The sequence below is a fragment of the Iodobacter sp. genome, assembly GCF_025352645.1.
Classification (GTDB): Bacteria; Pseudomonadota; Gammaproteobacteria; order Burkholderiales; family Chitinibacteraceae; genus Iodobacter.
This window is the reverse complement of record NZ_JANXSO010000161.1, coordinates 44146-60496: the sequence shown is the minus strand read 5'-3', so window position 1 is coordinate 60496 and position 16351 is coordinate 44146. Positions and strand designations below refer to the sequence as shown.

10 protein-coding genes and 3 tRNA genes are annotated in these 16351 nt (G+C 46.5%); 5 read left to right on the top strand and 8 right to left on the bottom strand.

Going from position 1 to position 16351, the window contains the following annotated elements; all coding sequences use genetic code 11:
- Positions 1 to 151 precede the first annotated feature (151 nt).
- Positions 152 to 751: a type II toxin-antitoxin system RelE/ParE family toxin gene (locus Q0R17_RS17930; RefSeq protein WP_293937533.1), complete on the top strand. Its 600-nt coding sequence runs from the start codon at positions 152 to 154 to the stop codon at positions 749 to 751.
- 102 nt (positions 752 to 853) lie between these two features.
- Here the strand turns inward: Q0R17_RS17930 and Q0R17_RS17925 are convergent, their stop codons facing one another.
- The 3 genes from Q0R17_RS17925 to gloA form a co-directional block, all read right to left on the bottom strand.
- On the bottom strand, positions 854 to 3253 hold the full coding sequence (locus Q0R17_RS17925; protein WP_293937531.1) for a phosphoketolase: 2400 nt from the start codon (positions 3251 to 3253) through the stop codon (positions 854 to 856).
- 495 nt (positions 3254 to 3748) lie between these two features.
- The gene (locus Q0R17_RS17920; RefSeq protein WP_293937529.1) at positions 3749 to 5152 is read right to left on the bottom strand and encodes a sodium:proton antiporter; all 1404 of its coding nucleotides are present in this window, start codon (positions 5150 to 5152) and stop codon (positions 3749 to 3751) included.
- On the bottom strand, positions 5149 to 5529 hold the full coding sequence (gloA, locus tag Q0R17_RS17915; protein WP_293937527.1) for a lactoylglutathione lyase: 381 nt from the start codon (positions 5527 to 5529) through the stop codon (positions 5149 to 5151). Before gloA ends, Q0R17_RS17920 begins: the two co-directional genes overlap by 4 nt.
- 283 nt (positions 5530 to 5812) lie before the next feature.
- Here gloA and Q0R17_RS17910 point away from each other — a divergent pair.
- The 4 genes from Q0R17_RS17910 (at position 5813) to Q0R17_RS17895 (ending at position 6678) form a co-directional block, all read left to right on the top strand.
- Positions 5813 to 5888, top strand: a tRNA-Lys gene (locus Q0R17_RS17910).
- 17 nt (positions 5889 to 5905) lie between these two features.
- A tRNA-Lys gene (locus Q0R17_RS17905) sits at positions 5906 to 5981 on the top strand.
- Positions 5982 to 6009: 28 nt separating this feature from the next.
- A tRNA-Lys gene (locus tag Q0R17_RS17900) sits at positions 6010 to 6085 on the top strand.
- Between the two features lie 125 nt (positions 6086 to 6210).
- Positions 6211 to 6678 (top strand): DUF3617 family protein, encoded by a 468-nt coding sequence (locus tag Q0R17_RS17895; RefSeq protein ID WP_293937525.1) that lies wholly within the window; start codon positions 6211 to 6213, stop codon positions 6676 to 6678.
- A 73-nt stretch (positions 6679 to 6751) separates the two neighbouring features.
- On the opposite strand, the gene Q0R17_RS17890 is transcribed toward Q0R17_RS17895, so the two are convergent.
- From Q0R17_RS17890 to Q0R17_RS17870, 5 genes are all read right to left on the bottom strand, one after another.
- Positions 6752 to 12262, bottom strand: coding sequence for an Hpt domain-containing protein (locus Q0R17_RS17890; protein WP_293937522.1), 5511 nt, complete (start codon positions 12260 to 12262; stop codon positions 6752 to 6754).
- 264 nt (positions 12263 to 12526) lie between these two features.
- Positions 12527 to 14695 carry a methyl-accepting chemotaxis protein gene (locus Q0R17_RS17885; RefSeq protein ID WP_293937519.1) on the bottom strand — a complete coding sequence of 723 codons (2169 nt, stop codon included), beginning with the start codon at positions 14693 to 14695 and terminating at the stop codon, positions 12527 to 12529.
- A gap of 167 nt (positions 14696 to 14862) precedes the next feature.
- A complete protein-coding gene (locus tag Q0R17_RS17880) occupies positions 14863 to 15378 on the bottom strand; it encodes a chemotaxis protein CheW (RefSeq protein WP_293937516.1) in 516 nt (171 codons plus the stop codon).
- Between the two features lie 99 nt (positions 15379 to 15477).
- Positions 15478 to 15834: a PleD family two-component system response regulator gene (locus Q0R17_RS17875; RefSeq protein WP_374759884.1), complete on the bottom strand. Its 357-nt coding sequence runs from the start codon at positions 15832 to 15834 to the stop codon at positions 15478 to 15480.
- Positions 15835 to 15915: 81 nt separating this feature from the next.
- Complete coding sequence (locus Q0R17_RS17870; protein ID WP_293937510.1) at positions 15916 to 16299, bottom strand: PleD family two-component system response regulator; 384 nt, start codon at positions 16297 to 16299, stop codon at positions 15916 to 15918.
- Between the last annotated feature and the right edge of the window lie 52 nt (positions 16300 to 16351).

The following is a 16351-nucleotide window of genomic DNA, read 5'->3' as shown; positions in this document are numbered from 1 at the left end:
GAACTCAGGCAAAGACAAGCCTTTTTGCATCTGAATGCCATTGATGGGCATGATCCACCTCCGCAAAACAGAACGTTCGTTCACTTTACGCCGCGCGAATGGCTAAATCAAGGGATCCTGAGCAAGAGACATAATCAGGATAATAAATGAAATGGCTGAGTACATTTTTTATACACCCGGATATGCAGTACCAAAAAATCCAGACATATTAAGTCTTGCTTATTTTCTAGATGCCAAACTTTTAAGTATTCCAACAGAAAATCAGTGGGAATCATCTCAGGTAATTATTGCTAGAACAACTAATGGTCGATTTATTAATGAACATCTATTAATTAATAACATATCCTGTCATAAGCATGGAATTGAACTATTAAAAACCTTCAATGAAATTGACATTTCTAGACTATGTGAAAATTGTTGCACTTCTAGTGAATTTATAAATTGGCATGAAAGTCTTACAAAAGAAAATAAGCATCGTGTAATTAACAAATTAAAATTGGCATGTACGCGTGATTTTCAAGGTGGCGAGCCATTGTTTAAATCACTTTCTAATAATGATGGATTACGAGAAATTCGTTTCTCTGCATACCCAGGAGGCGCAACAAGAATCCTCTTTAAAGGCTTTGGTAACAACAAACAAGCTATTTTAATAGGATTTATAAAAAAGAGCGACAATGAAGGTTATGAAAATAATATAAGAATAGCAGCAGAGGTATATTCTAGTTTCGTTTTAAAAAAACACAATAAATAAAAAAACCCTCAATTTTATTATTTAAGACATTAATCCATAAAAAAACCGCTCCCCCATCAGGAAAGCGGTTTTTGTGAGCGTTAATTAGCTAAACACTGCTAATTAATAAGGCCACTTCCAGTTTTTAACTTCTGGCAGATCATCGCCGTGCTCTGCAATGTACTGGCTGTGTTCTACCAATTTATCCGACAGTTTTTGACGAACATGTGCGCCGATTTTTTGCAGCGCTGGCACACGATCGATCACGTCGATGGCTAAGTTATAGCGATCCAGCTTGTTCACTACCACCATATCAAACGGTGTAGAGGTCGAGCCTTCTTCGATATAACCACGCGCATGGATATTGCTATGACCATTGCGACGGTAAGTCAGGCGGTGGATCAGCCATGGGTAGCCGTGGAAGGCAAACATCACTGGCTTGTCAGTCGTAAACAGCGAATCAAACTCACGATCTGTTAAGCCGTGTGAGTGCTCTTCTTCTGGCTGCAAGGTCATCAAATCGCAGACGTTTACAAAGCGGATTTTCAGATCAGGGAAGTGCTGGCGCAGCAAATCAGTTGCCGCCAGTGCTTCCATGGTCGGTACTTCACCCGCGCAAGCCATCACCACATCTGGCTCGCCGCCTTGATCGTTAGACGCCCAGTCCCAGATCCCCAGACCCTTAGTGCAATGGGTAATGGCTTGATCCATGGTCAGGTATTGCAGCGCTGGCTGCTTACCGGCGACCACTACGTTTACATAGTGACGGCTGCGTAGTACGTGGTCGGTTACGCTGAGCAGGGTGTTGGCATCTGCTGGCAGGTAAACGCGGATCACTTCGGCGCGTTTGTTAATCACATGATCAAGGAAACCCGGATCTTGATGGCTAAAACCGTTGTGATCCTGACGCCATACGTGTGATGTCAGCAGGTAGTTCAGCGATGGCAACGGTTTGCGCCAGTTGATAGTACGTGTTGTTTTCAGCCATTTTGCGTGCTGATTAAACATCGAATCAATCACGTGGATAAACGCTTCGTAGCAGCTAAAGAAGCCGTGACGACCGGTCAGGTTGTACGCTTCCAGCCAGCCTTGGCAAGTATGCTCAGACAAGATTTCCATCACGCGGCCATCTTGCGCTAGGTAATCATTGTTTTTATCGGCTTCAAGGTAATCAGCAAACCAAGTTTTGCCCGATACATCGAACACATCGTTCCAGCGGTTTGATGCGGTTTCATCTGGCCCAAAGATGCGGAAGTTCTTTTGCTCTTCGTTCTCTTCCATCACATCGCGCAAGAATTTACCCATCACGCGAGTGGCTTCGGCGTTTACTGTACCTGGCTTGTCAAACGTCACCGCATATTTGCGGAAATCTGGCATGCGCAGATCTTTGGACTCTTGGCCGTGCACCACGGGATTAGAACCCATACGCAGCAAGCCTTCAGGGGCTAGCTCGGCCAGCTCGGCCTTGAATGAGCCATCGGCATTGAATAATTCGGTCGGACGATAGCTCTTCATCCAATTTTCTAAGTTGTGGACGTTTTCTTCATCGATATCAGAGAACGGCACTTGATGGCTGCGCCAGTAATCTTCAACTTTCTTACCCTTAATTTCTTTCGGGCCAGTCCAGCCCTTAGGCGTACGCATCACAATCATTGGGTAGCGTGGGCGAACGATAGGCTGGCCGGCATCCATTTCTGCCTGTGCTTTAGCACGAATCGCATCCAGCTCGGCCATACACAGATCCATGGTCGCAGCCATTTTTTGGTGGATCTCGGTAAACGATTCATTCTTTTCATTGAATGTTTCGGTCTTCAGCTCAACAAAGTGCGGCTTGTAACCAAAACCTTCGAACATCTTGGTGATTTCTTCGTGGCTAATACGGGATAGCAGGGTTGGATTAGCAATCTTGTAGCCATTCAAATGCAAGATAGGCAGCACAAAACCATCGTTCACTGGGTGCAGGTATTTATTTGAATGCCAAGATGCTGCCAGCGGGCCTGTTTCAGCTTCGCCATCACCCACCACGGCAATTACCGTTTGGTCCGGATTATCAAATGCAGCACCAAAAGCGTGTGAAAGCGAATAACCCAACTCGCCGCCTTCGTGCATCGAGCCTGGAGTTTCTGGCGCTACGTGCGAAGGAATACCGCGTGGGAAGGAGAATTGCTTAAACAGGCGTTGCATACCGGCCGCAGTACGGTCGATATGTGGATAGAATTCTTCGTAGCTGCCTTCCAGATAAGTATTTGCCACCAAACCTGGGCCGCCATGCCCCGGGCCAGTGATATAAATCATTGGGCTTTTGCGTTGTTTAATAATGCGATTGGCGTGAACATAAATAAAATTCAGACCGGGCGTCGTGCCCCAGTGGCCAAGCAGGCGTGGCTTGATATGAGCAAACTTCAGTGGTTCGCTAAGGAGCGGATTGTCTAACAAATAAATTTGACCAACCGAAAGGTAGTTAGCCGCACGCCAGTAAGCGTGCATTTTGTCGATTTGTGCAAGAGATAGCGGTTGAGTCACGTAACACCTCGTCTAGAATTGCTGATCGGAAAATCTTTTTATCAAGCATTTAAATGAGTACCTAAGCTAGACCTTTGCCATCACTGTACGTTCCCATTTATTAACTTTTTGACACTTATTCCTTGCCCACCTGTTAAGGCCAGTGGTTGTTCTAGCTTCTTCACAAACGACTATACACAGAGCTTCATTTGAAACTTCTGACTAAGGTCAATGCTTTACCTTTTTCAGTAATAAATATTTATCACTGCGCCAAAAATCATTTAAAGCTAATTCGCCTCATCATCAAGTTAACAAAACTAACTTTACACTTTACACCAACTTACGCACGAAGAAAAAAACATAAAACCATTGCTAAGTAGCCCATATTACGAATGTAATCTGCTCTTCAGCTTGTTAAGCAAGTAACAAGTCGCTACGCATTGGTGCAGAATATAGGTCTAAAAAAATGGGCACTTGCTAAGCAAGTGCCCATTCTTAATCATAAAACATACATATTTAAAATGAATGACTAAAGAACACCAAGGTCATCACAATAAATAGCGGCAATAATATCGCGCAAGACCAAGCCATATAACCAAAGAAGCTAGGCATTTTAATACCACGATCTTCCGCTACCGCTTTCACCATAAAATTAGGCGCATTACCAATATAACTAAGCGCACCCATAAATACCGCACCTGCTGAAATAGCCAATAAAGTGGATGCCATTGGCCCCATCATATGGGCCGCATCACCATGCGCCAAATTAAAGAACACTAAATAAGTTGGTGCATTATCTAAAAATGCCGATAACAAGCCGGTCATCCAAAAATACATATAGTCAACCGGGCCACCACTGGCATTCGATACGGTATTGACTAAAGGCGCTAAATGCCCAGCCTCACCCGCCCGTAAGATAGCAATTGCAGGCGCCATCACAATAAAGATGCCCGCAAAAAGCTTAGCCACTTCTAAGATAGGGCCCCAGTTAAAATCGTTGCCTGCACGTATTGGTTTTGGCGTAAATTTTAATGAAATCAGGGCAATAGTTAGCAATAGTAAATCACGCATTAAATCTTGGATCGCCAGCTCAGTGCCTGCAATATGCCAAGAAATACCTGGTTTCCAAATGCCCGACATCACCACGCTAGCCACAATAGCGGCAATTAAAAAGAAATTGAACTTGCCATGAATTTTAATCGGCGTGTCTTTAGTTGGGTCACGCGGCAATACGCCTTCCTTTTTAAAATAATAGCTATCGATAAAATAAAATACCGTTAGCAATACGCCTGCGGCAAAGGCCACCAAGGGCAACATATGGCTAAAGGTCCAGAAAAAATCAACGCCTTTTAAAAAGCCAAGAAATAAAGGCGGATCGCCCAATGGAGTTAAACCACCGCCAATATTTGCCACTAAGAAAATAAAGAACACCACCACGTGTACATTATGCTTGCGATTATCATTTGCCTTAATCAAAGGGCGAATAAGCAGCATAGCCGCACCGGTAGTTCCCATAATGGAAGCAAGCACAGTGCCTAAAGCCAAGATCCCAGTATTTAACTTGGGGGAGCCATGTAAATTACCCCAAACCAAAATACCACCAGATATGGTGTACAAGGCAAATAGAATCAAGATAAAGGGAATGTACTCATCAATCATGGCATGAGCGATCACCCCCAGCGAAGTAGACACGCCAAACACCGCGGTAAAAGGCAGCAAAAAACACGCGGCCCAAAACGCTGTTATTTTACCAAAGTGTAAATGCCAAAAGTGCGGCGCAAATAAGGGGAATAGCGCAATCGAGAGCAAAATACCCACAAAAGGCAGCGCCCAAGCCAAGCTTAAATCTGCACCATTAAAATCAGCGGCCAGCGCAAAGGCTGGCAACGCACTTAAAACTGCAAAGAGGATTTTTTTCATTTTTGAATAAATTCTATTTTGTAACCATCAGGATCTTCAACAAAGGCAATCACCGTGCTGCCATGCTTCATAGGGCCTGGCTCGCGCACAACCTTGCCACCCTTTTGACGAACATCTTCACAACAGGCGTAAATATCGTCGATTTCAATCGCGATATGCCCATAAGCGTTGCCCAAATCGTATTGCGTGGTATCCCAGTTATGAGTCAATTCTAATACCGTAGCGCTGGCTTCGTCGTTATAACCCAAAAATGCCAAGGTAAAACGCCCCTCAGGGAAGTCTTTGCTGCGTAATAAACGCATACCCAGTACTTCGGTATAAAACTTGATAGAAAGTTCCAAATTGCCCACGCGGAGCATGGTATGTAGCAAGCGCATGACGATTGTCCATATCATAGAAAAACTTAAGTTTACCGTGTTTCTATTCGCTTGCTGCATTCAAGGGTTTGCATAAATTCACGGTTTTTATAAAAAATATTCTTATTTTGCAATAGATCAATTGGGCAAATTCAGCGCCAATCAATCTAAACTTCTTGTAAATAAATAGTTATAAAAATCAGTAGTTAAGCGATGAACTGCTGGGGGCAAGCTAAATTTAGGATGTAAGGGGCTTGACACAAATTAAATTATCCTTATAATGCGACCTCTCTGAAGTGTGAGCGGGTCGTTAGCTCAGTTGGTAGAGCAGTGGACTTTTAATCCATTTGTCGCAGGTTCGAATCCCGCACGACCCACCAATCACACAATATTTGCAGGGCTGTTAGCTCAGCTGGTAGAGCAGCGGACTCTTAATCCGTAGGTCGACAGTTCGAATCTGTCACAGCCCACCAGTTAAATACAGTTGCCTTACCCCTATATGGGTCGTTAGCTCAGTTGGTAGAGCAGTGGACTTTTAATCCATTTGTCGCAGGTTCGAATCCCGCACGACCCACCAAGCATTCATCAAAAAGCCCAGTCTTCGGATTGGGCTTTTTGTTTGCGCCATCCAGCCACCTCCATCGCCTGCCAATACGCCACCACCGGTCTATAACGGTGCATCACTGTGTTGGAAGCTCTGCTATGCGTGTCTTATATGCCTTAACCTTGCTCAGCGCCTTCAGCCCCGCTGCTGAGCTTATGCCGCAAGCTGGCCAGTGGGAAGTCGTTAGCGAAATGCCCGCTGAACAAAAAGCCATGTTTAGTAAAATGAAGCCCGAGCAAATCAAGCAAATGCAGCAACCTAACATGCATTTCGACCCGAAGGCTGGGACGATCACGATGTCACTCTGTTTATCAAAAGAAAAAATGGGTAGCTGGCAGCAAATGGGGCAAAAGCCCTCACAAAACTGCGAGCCACCCAAGGTAAGCAATAGTGGTAATACCGTCAGCATGGATATGCAATGCCGACAGCCACACGCCGCCACCATCCACAGCGTGATTCAATTTAGCCCCGCCAGAGATAGCTACCAATACGAGCATCAGATTCAAGCCCAAGGGAAAAGCATGGCGCTAAAAGGCAGTGCGCGGCGCTTAGGAGAATGCAAATAGGGAGGCCGTTACGCCTCCCTATTTAAGTAGGGGCACGGTATGCCGCGCCCTATCAGCATTTTATTACAGTGAGTTAAGCCTGAATAAAGCCGCGAATATGGCCGAGCAACTCTTCTTCTTGGTAAGGCTTACCAAGGAAGGTGTTTACCCCCAGCTCAAATGCATAGTTTTTATGCTTATCTGCCGTACGCGAGGTAATCATAATGATAGGAATATGCCGTGTTCCCTCATTGGCGCGCACATTACGGGTAAATTCAAAGCCATCCATACGCGGCATTTCGATATCCACCAACATCACATCTGGCTTGATATCCGATAGCTGCTGCAAGGCATCTAAGCCGTCTTTGGCCGTTAATACTTGGAAGCCTTCCTTAGCCAATAGCCGCCCTGTGATTTTACGCACCGTCAGTGAATCATCCACAATCATCACTACCGGCGTGGTTTTCAGTGCTTCTGGGCTGATATGAATCGCGGTACTGCGTGTTTCACCACGAGCCAACAGCGAGAGTGGATTCATAATCATTACCACATCGCCGTTACCCAACACAGTTGCGCCGGTTACGCCTGGAATCCGCGCTAATTGCGGCCCAATCGCCTTCACCACCACCTCTTGATTACGCAGCAGCTCATCAACGTGCAAGGCCATACGACTGCTACCACTACGCAGCAATATCACGGTGTTATAGCGTTTTTGCTCTGGTACGGATTGGGTATCGCCTAATAACCTTGGGAAGTAGGCAAACGGATAACGATGATCCATCCATTCTTGGAAGCGATTTTCATAAACATGCTCCAGTGGCCCCAGCTTAATTTCCTGCACCTGCTCCACCATCCCTGATGGAATCGCATATTGCTGGCCATTAGCCTTCACCAAAACCACTTGCGTAACTGCTAAGGTCAGCGGCAGATAGATCGTAAACGTAGTACCTACGCCGGTTTCGCTGCTCACCTCAATGCGGCCACCCAAGTCCCCTAGCTTATTCTTCACCACATCCATGCCAATACCACGGCCAGATAAGGTGGTTAGGCTGCTAGCGGTGCTGATGCCCGGCTCAAAAATCAACTCCGTGATCATTTGATCGCTGGCATTGTTATTGATCAGGCCTTTTTCAAGCCCTTTAGTACGCAAGCTGGCTAAATCCAAACCCTTGCCATCGTCTTTTAGCAGCAAGACCAGCTCATTGCCTTCTTGGCGCACTTCTACCTGTACTTCACCAAACTCTGGCTTACCTAAGGCAAGCCGCTGCTCGGTGGTTTCTAAGCCATGATCGATAGCATTTCGCAGCATATGTTCAAAGGGCGACATCATTTGATCGAGCACACCACGATCGATCTCTACTCGGCCACCACGTAATTCCAAGTTGACCTTTTTGCCAACCTCTTTACCGGTCTGACGAGTCAGGCGGTAAAGACGCTCAGACAAGCTACTAAACGGCACCATGCGCACCCGCATCAGGCTTTGTTGCAGCTCCTTAGTCATCCGCGCTTGTTGGGATAGCGCCGAGCTAGAATCGTCGTGATTTTTCAACAAGTTTTGCTGAATAGTGGCCACGTCATTCACGCTTTCAGCAATAAAGCGGGTCACTTCTTGCAAGCGGGTAAAGCGATCGAATTCGAGCGGATCAAAGTTAGCTTCATGCCCTTCGTGCTCTTTCACCTTGGCCTGCATTTGCGATTCGGCTTGGATCTCCATCTCACGCAGCTGGCTGCGTAGGCGGTTGACGTTTTCGGTTAAATCGAGCAGGGATGATTTCATCGTCAGCATTTCAGCTTCGATCCGCGATCTGGCGATCGATACCTCACCGGCCTGATTCACCAGCTGATCCATCAGCTCTGATTTCACTCGGATCGTGGTACTGGTATCAACTTCCGCCTGCTGTACAGCAACAGGAGCAATGACTTCTTCCGGCTTCTTACCGCCTTTTAGCTCATCGGCCAGCATTTGAATCAAATCAAAATCGGCATCAAATGCATCTAATAGCGATGCAGAGTAATGGCTACCAGCGGCCAGCAAGCGGCTTTCCATCTGATGAATGACTTCACCCATCCGCATCGCACCCGCCATCCGCGCGCTGCCTTTAAAGGTGTGTAAAACACGCGCTAAGGCACGGGCATCTTTTTCATCAGGCTCTGGCAAACGCAAGCCGCGCAATGACGCGCTAATTTGCTGGATCAGCTCATCGGCCTCTTCAATAAACACCGGTAAGAGCTGCTCATCAATATCGTCAGACTGCTCGCTATCTAGCTCTGCTTTGCGCTGTAAATCGTGCTTATCTAACAAGGGATCTAATGATGCAGGGTCGATCTCCAACAAATCGGCAAGGGCCGCGTGCTGTTCAAACTCAACTTCCTCTTCAACCTCATCCAATAGCTCAGCAGGTATTGCCATGCCACTTAAAGAATCAACGTCCAGCAACCCATTTAATAAGGGCGAGGCAATATTTTCTAGCTCGTTTGCGCAGGCTGTTTGGGCCTGCTCAGCATCATCGACAAGAGACGGCTCTATTGCTAATAAGCCATCTAATACTGGCGATTCAATACGAGGAGCAACATCAGCTTCCGCCTCAACGGCCTGTTCGATACTTTCACTGGCAAGAGATGGCTCTGTTGCTAATAAGCCGTCTAATACAGGCGATTCAATATGAGGAGCAATGCCAGCTTCCGCCTCAGCGGCCTGCTCGATACTTTCACCGGCAAGAGATGGCTCTGTTGCTAATAAACCGTCTAATACTGGCGATTCAATATGAGGAGCAATGCCAGCTTCCGCCTCAGCGGCCTGCTCGATATCTTCATCGGCTAGGAATGGCTCTGCCAACAAGCTATCTAGCAAGGACAATTCAAGAGCATCGGTGGCCGTAGTCAACTCAGCTGACTCTTCTAATTTGCCCTCACTAAGGTCTAAAGAGGTCTCTAATGGAGCTTCTGCAGCTTCGCTATGAGGCTCATACAAATCTAAATCAAGCGGCGCTACTTCTGCTTCCTCATCTAAAGAAATATCAAAAGGTTGAGCACGCAATTTTTGCAGCGCAAAAATCTCTGCCTCCGCAAAGCCCGGTGCTTCCAGCGCAAAAATAGCCCCTAGCATAGAAGCAATGCGATTCACCGCCTGCTCTAGCACAGGCTCGTCTGCAATCACCATTTCGCCGAGTTGCTGCACCACATGTTCTAGGGTGTAGGCTAGCTCGCCTAAGCTACGGAAACCCGCCGTCGAGGCAATGCCTCCCAAGGTATGTGCCGCCAATAAATAGGCCGATGGGTCACTATTTTTATTTTGCAAGGTCGACAGATATTGCAAAGCTTCATTACAAAATAGCGCAAACAGTGATGCAGACACGGTTACGGTGCCGATCATCACTTCATCGTTTTCTGCCTGCTCAGGATCTACTGATAAATGTATGTGCTCTACTGGCGCTAAAGCAGCCTCACCCAATTGTTCTTTGATTTTGTCCACCAAGGCGATTAAATCACTCGCCTCAATCAGCGCCGCTCCAGTGGTAGAAAGCTGCTGCACCCAGCCAGAAAACGCCCGATGTGCTTGATCAAGCAAATCGATTAGCTCAACACTCGCTGGGCGTTCAATTTGCATCAGCTTATTCATCAGTTGCTCTATCGCCCAAGCCACTTGCCCCAAGTGATTCAAGCCCACCATCCGACCACTGCCTTTTAAGGTATGGAAACTGCGTCTTACAACGGTGAGTGCTTCGCGATCGTGCGGGGTCTGTTGACAAATCCGTAGCTGCTCTGCAATGCTAGCCAAGACCTCTGCAGCTTCTTCTAAGAACACTTCAAGCAATTCGGCATCTACCGCAGCATCTGACACCGGCAAAGGCTTAGATGGGTCTGCCTGCGGGGCCACAATCGTAGTAATGGCCTCCAGCTCTGGCTCTTCTTCTAGCACCTCAAGCAAGCTATCTGCCAGAGAATCGACCGGCAGCGCGCCGGATAGCTTATCAATCATGCCCAGCAAAGACGCAGGCTCATCGCGGCTTTGCGCAATATCATCCAGATAAAAACCAAGGCTAGATAAGCCCTCAGCCAAGAGCTCTAGCTCTTCTTGAGCGGGCAGCAATAATTCACTACGGACAAATTGCTCAATCCGCTTTTGGCATAGCTGCAATAACTCAACCGCCTGGTGCTTATCCAGCATTTGCAGTGCGCCTTGAATTTGACGCAGGCTAGGCTCCACTTTAACCAGTTCTGAATTGTGATCAGGATTACGGAACCATCCTTCCAACACATCTTCAACCATTTGCAAATTGCTACGCATTTCATGCGCTAGCTGCGCTTGCAAAAGACGCTCTTGCGCTTGGCGTGATACCGCATCTAAATGAGGTACTTCGCTATTTAAAGATGGATTTAACAAGCGCTGGCTCATTGCATCCACTTGCGCAGGGAAATCATCGGCCAAGAGTGGGTAAATGGCTAAGCCGTTATCGATCAACAATAGCGCTGTTGCCACTTCCAAGGCTTGGCCGTCGCTAGGAGCAAGTCGATTTAAGCGGTGAATCGCCTGATGCAGCGCCTGCCATAAATCATCTAAACCAGGAATACTTAAAGGGGCAGAACGGACGGCCAAAGGCTCAAAATCGGCTAAAAAGGCGACTAGACGCTCGGATTGACCCGAACAAATTCGGCTCCACGTGTCTTTACATACCGCCAGATCTTCACGCAAACTGCGGGCGAGCTGCTTACGCAAAACAGCCGCTGGCGAGAGCAAATCAGCATCTTTACTTGGCAATAAACTCTCCAAGGCAAAGGCTTTACGCAGCCCAAGCGCCAAAGGGCTCGTCGTTTCTATGATTAATAAAGCATATAAAATATCGCGATACAGCCGCTCAGCCACCTTGCCAGAGCCATCACTTAAGCGGCGTAGCTGTAAATTGAGCCGCAAGATAAGCGTTTTAAAATCGATATCCGCCGATGCGCGGTGGCTGCTTAGGCCATCTAACAAGCCCGCAGCTGCCCACCAAAAATGCCGAGAAACGACATTGGGCTGCGTCGCGGCAATCTCTGCCAAACTTTTCGCCATAATACTGGCGGCACCCACATCTTTGCTAATCCAATTTAGCAAGCCAGCCTCAAAACGTTGCCGACGCAAGCGAATAAAGCCGCTCATATCCGCAGCCGGTAAATTTTTTACCGGCAATCCTAAGGGCAGCACTAATTCGGATAATTGCGGGAAAAATAATTCAGCGCCGCTTTCCGTCGTTTGGCGTAAAGCCGCCATTTTCTTAAAACTAGACAACAATCTAAGTGGCTGATTAGGCGCTCCGGCAGAGAGCTGCTCTAAGTAATGGCTGGCTTCGGCAATCCCCCGCTGAATAACCTCTAGGGCATCAGCACTGAGCTCATCAAATACGAGCGCCTGCTCAATCTCTTCGCAAAAACGCGCCAAGCCAGTGAGCTCCACCATCTGCACAGCACCATGGGCTTGATGCAAAAAGGTACGAGCATGCTTAAGCAGTGCACTATCGTTGGTCTCGCCAAACTGAGCCAGCGCTTGCGCTGCTTTTTGTAATGTTTGCTCGATTTCGCTCTTGACCCAGACCAGAGAGCCCAGATCGAATTCGGTATGCGCGCTCATTTAAAGCCTATTTTTAAGTGACACTAATAATCATTGGTGAAGGCGGGCTTACAAGCCGCCCTATACGTATCAAGTTAAGCCAATGTCTGCAGGATGAAAACTTAGGGCGCAACCCGCCAAATTTAAGCATCAAAAAGCTAAAAATGGCAGGTTTCATCCGCCCTAAGAAAAAACACGCTCTATTGAAAAGTAGTATTTTTTTATGACAAATGTCTTAGTGATACGTATAGGCAGATCTACCAGCCCACCTACATACTTTTCAACTTAAAGCTTAAAGCCCGATGCCGAGTCTTTCAGCTCTTGCGCCAGAGCAGTCAACTGCCCCACCGCGGTTGCAGATTGCTTGGTACCTGCCGAGGTTTGCTCAGTAATCGCCAAAATGTCACGCATTGAGGTATTAACCTTACTCGCCAGCAAGGTTTGATCTTCGGTTTCATGCGCAATCGACTCAATCAAACGTGCCAAATCACGCGAAACTTGCCCAATCTCGGTCAGCGCACGGCCAGCGGCATCTGATAGCTTGGCCCCTTCAACCACACCCTGTGTTGACACTTCCATCGCGGCAACCGCATCGTGGGTATCGGTTTGAATGGTTTTCACAATCGCACTAATCTGCTTGGTCGCCTCGCCGGAGCGCTCCGCCAAGCGTTGCACTTCTTCCGCAACAATCGAGAAGCCTCGGCCTGCTTCACCCGCCGCCGCCGCCTGAATCGCTGCATTCAACGCCAAAACGTTGGTCTGTTCGGTAATGTCAGAAATCAATTCAACAATTTCACTAATTTCTTGTGAGCTTTCACCCAAGCGTTTAATCCGTTTCGCAGTTTCTTGAATCTGCTCGCGAATCTCACCCATCCCCTTAATCTGATTCTGTACCGCTTCAGCACCTTTTTCAGCGGCCATCAAGGACGATTGCGCCACGTTGGCAGATTCAGCAGCATTGCTTGATACGCCTCGAATCGACGTAACCATCTGCTCAACCGTGCTATTGGTATCTTTAATCTCAGTAGACTGACGTTCTGCAGCGGCCAGTAATTCATCCGAAATACCCTGTGCCTCTTGAGTGGCAGAGTTAACTTGGCCGGTGGCACGGTTAATTTTGGTAATCAGAGAGCGCAGCTCTTCAATGGTGTAGTTAATCGAATCGGCAATCGCACCGGTCAAATCTTCAGTTACCGAAGCACGCACGGTCAAATCACCGTCAGCCAAGTCGGCCATTTCATTCAGCAAGCGCAAAATAGCTTCCTGATTCTTTTTGTTTTCAGCTTCTAGCACTAGGCGACGACGTACCGCTTCTTGGTTAAATGTGCGTACCAGTAAAAACAGGGCCAGCAAAGAAACAACAATAAAAATCACTTGCAAAGCATTAATTAAAAAGCCACCCACTCTATTTTCATAGGTATCGGCTAATTCACTGGTTTCTTTCAGTAGTTTTTCAGAATCCAACACGATAGTTTGGTTGGCCAAACGCGAGCTCACCAAGGGCTGCATGTTTTTAGAGAAGGAAGTAACTACCACCTCAAAATCATGGAAGCGGGTACGAATGTCATTTAATTTGCTCGCCATTTGCGAGCTAGAAATCGCCCGAATCGGTAATTCTGGGTTTTTACCATCCAAAAATGCCGTCACGATTTCATTAAAGACCGATACATCTTTACCCAATAAAAACACCACTTCTGGGTTAATCAAATCACTACCCAAAACCGCATTAGCATTTTTAGCCATCCGTTGCGACAGCATGGATAGTTGGTGAGCATAATCCAACTCACGCATCGTGCCGCCATTCTCCCCAAGCATGGTGGAGAATTGCTGAGTGTTTTCCAGCAATGAGGCATCCGTACTATTAATCGAACCCACCGATTGGCCCAAGGTCACCAAGGCTTTTTCTTGCTTAAGAATGGTATCAACTGTTGGCCGGGATTTATTCGGTGCAAACGATTGCGCCCATGTTTGACGCACTGAATTAATTAATGCATCAGGACTTCTTGCCAACAAATTAAAGAAAAAATCACCAGCCGATAATTGCGTTAAATTGCTATCGAACTTGCCATAGGAATCTTTAAGTGTGGCAAACGCATCAGGCTTACCCTGTACCGCTTGCGTAGATGCACGCGCAATACGCTGCGAAAGCATCTGCATCTCAGTTGAAACCGCACGACGCTCGGCATTAAAAGAAGAGCTTTGAAAAGCAACAAAGGCCGTAACAATAAACAAGGCCGCTGAAACCAACATCACAATCAGTAATAAAGCCATTTGCTGCCGCAGCGGCAAGCCCCCAATCAAAGGAATGGGTTTATTTAGTTTTGAGTCGTCGGCATCAGGCAAACTGATCCGGCCCATAATTGTTGATTTTGCAGGCTCATAATTTTCTGGAACAGGAGCTGCTTTTTTAAGTCCGGAAAAGAGGCGTTTTACGCCATCCAGATTTAGTGCCATTTTGTATTACTCCCGATCCCGTATATGTATTTATGAATGCTTCAAATGAACAATGTCTTAAAAAATAACGCCCACCGGTGATCGCTACTTGCTCGAACACGCTTTAAACACACAGTTTATCACCAATAAATTGCACTTAAAGACGGGCTATATTTTTCAAAAAATGACTATATTTGGCCTGTTTGCAAGAAAGCAGGCTGTGCAACTAATGCTTGAATATCTAAACTACGCCAAGTCATGCCTGCGGCATCACGATATGCGTCCCCTACCCAGCTCCCCGACCTTTCTAATGCATGATCTGGCGTTAAATCAGCCAAATGCTTTAAACCAAGCATTCGGTCTACCAAAATAGCTGAATGCAAGATATGCCGAGGATGTAGAAGCAATAACCGAGCTGCTGGCGTGGCAGATAAGCTGCCTGTGCCAATAAATGCGGCTAAATCACTAACACTGACTAAATTACCTCGCAAATTTGCCACGCCTTTAAACCATGCATGCACTAAAGGCACCGGCGATATAGCGGGTAAGGGCATTACTTCGGCAACATCAGATAAATCGAGCAGCCAATTCTCTCCGCCTATCTTCACACCCAAACGGGCATCTACTTGAGCGGTAGCTGCAACGCTTCTTAAACGTGCCATTACCCCTTCTTGATATTCACGCAGACTAATCCGTTTGGCCATTATTTTTCCGCTTAATAGGCAGGCATTTGAAAACGCAATAAGTTATTTAATTTACTTTTAAATAAAATAAATTACTTATTACGTGATCGATTTAAAATTTTACAATGCTGCAATTTTAGCAAGCAACTCTTGAGAATCAACTGGTTTAACTACATATTCTACTGCACCTTGTCTACGTCCCCATACCATATCTGTTTCTTGGTTTTTAGACGTACACATAATAATTGGAATATGTTTTGTGGCTTCATCACGGCTAATGGTACGTGTTGCTTGAAAGCCATTCATGCCCGGCATCACTACATCCATTAAAATCAGGTCAGGCATAATTTCTTTGACCTTTGCCACGGCTTCTTCGCCTGATTCGGCAGTCAACACTTGAAAGCCATTTTTATTGAGCAATTCGCCCAAAAAGTGGCGCTCTGTTGGCGAATCGTCGACGATTAAAATTTTTCTAATACTCATTGATGTTTTACCCATAAATAAAATCAAGTACTAAGCTCGGTTAACCTTTGATTTATAGCACTGCTAAATGCAAGGTTAAGTAAGTTTGATATGTGCACCAACAGCCAGTAATAGGCTGTCTTTAGTAAAAGGCTTAGTCAAATACTCATCAGAGCCCACCATTCTGCCTCTGGCACGATCAAATAAACCATCTTTAGAGGACAACATAATAACGGGCGTCATTTTATAGCGTGGATTCTTTTTAATCAGTGAGCAAGTTTGGTAGCCATCTAGTCTTGGCATCATGACATCAACAAAAATCACATCAGGCAAGCGATCACTGATTTTAGCCAAGGCATCAAAGCCATCTTCGGCAAGAATAACCTCACACCCTGCTTGGCCAAGAAAAATTTCTGCACTTCTACGTATGGTATTGCTGTCATCAATCACCATGACTTTTATTCCGGCGAGCTTTGACATTGCATTCCTCTCCTGTTCTTTTATCGAAGCAGTATTGCGGATTACTCAACTC

Bases quoted from the DNA above. Each gene is read 5' to 3' on its own strand.
- Q0R17_RS17885 (WP_293937519.1), bottom strand. From the start codon at position 14,695: ATGGCACTAAATCTGGATGGCGTAAAACGCCTCTTTTCCGGACTTAAA.
- Q0R17_RS17895 (WP_293937525.1), top strand. From the start codon at position 6,211: ATGCGTGTCTTATATGCCTTAACCTTGCTCAGCGCCTTCAGCCCCGCT.
- Q0R17_RS17930 (WP_293937533.1), top strand. From the start codon at position 152: ATGGCTGAGTACATTTTTTATACACCCGGATATGCAGTACCAAAAAAT.
- Q0R17_RS17920 (WP_293937529.1), bottom strand. From the start codon at position 5,152: ATGAAAAAAATCCTCTTTGCAGTTTTAAGTGCGTTGCCAGCCTTTGCG.
- gloA (WP_293937527.1), bottom strand. From the start codon at position 5,529: ATGCGCTTGCTACATACCATGCTCCGCGTGGGCAATTTGGAACTTTCT.
- Q0R17_RS17870 (WP_293937510.1), bottom strand. From the start codon at position 16,299: ATGTCAAAGCTCGCCGGAATAAAAGTCATGGTGATTGATGACAGCAAT.
- Q0R17_RS17880 (WP_293937516.1), bottom strand. From the start codon at position 15,378: ATGGCCAAACGGATTAGTCTGCGTGAATATCAAGAAGGGGTAATGGCA.
- Q0R17_RS17890 (WP_293937522.1), bottom strand. From the start codon at position 12,262: ATGAGCGCGCATACCGAATTCGATCTGGGCTCTCTGGTCTGGGTCAAG.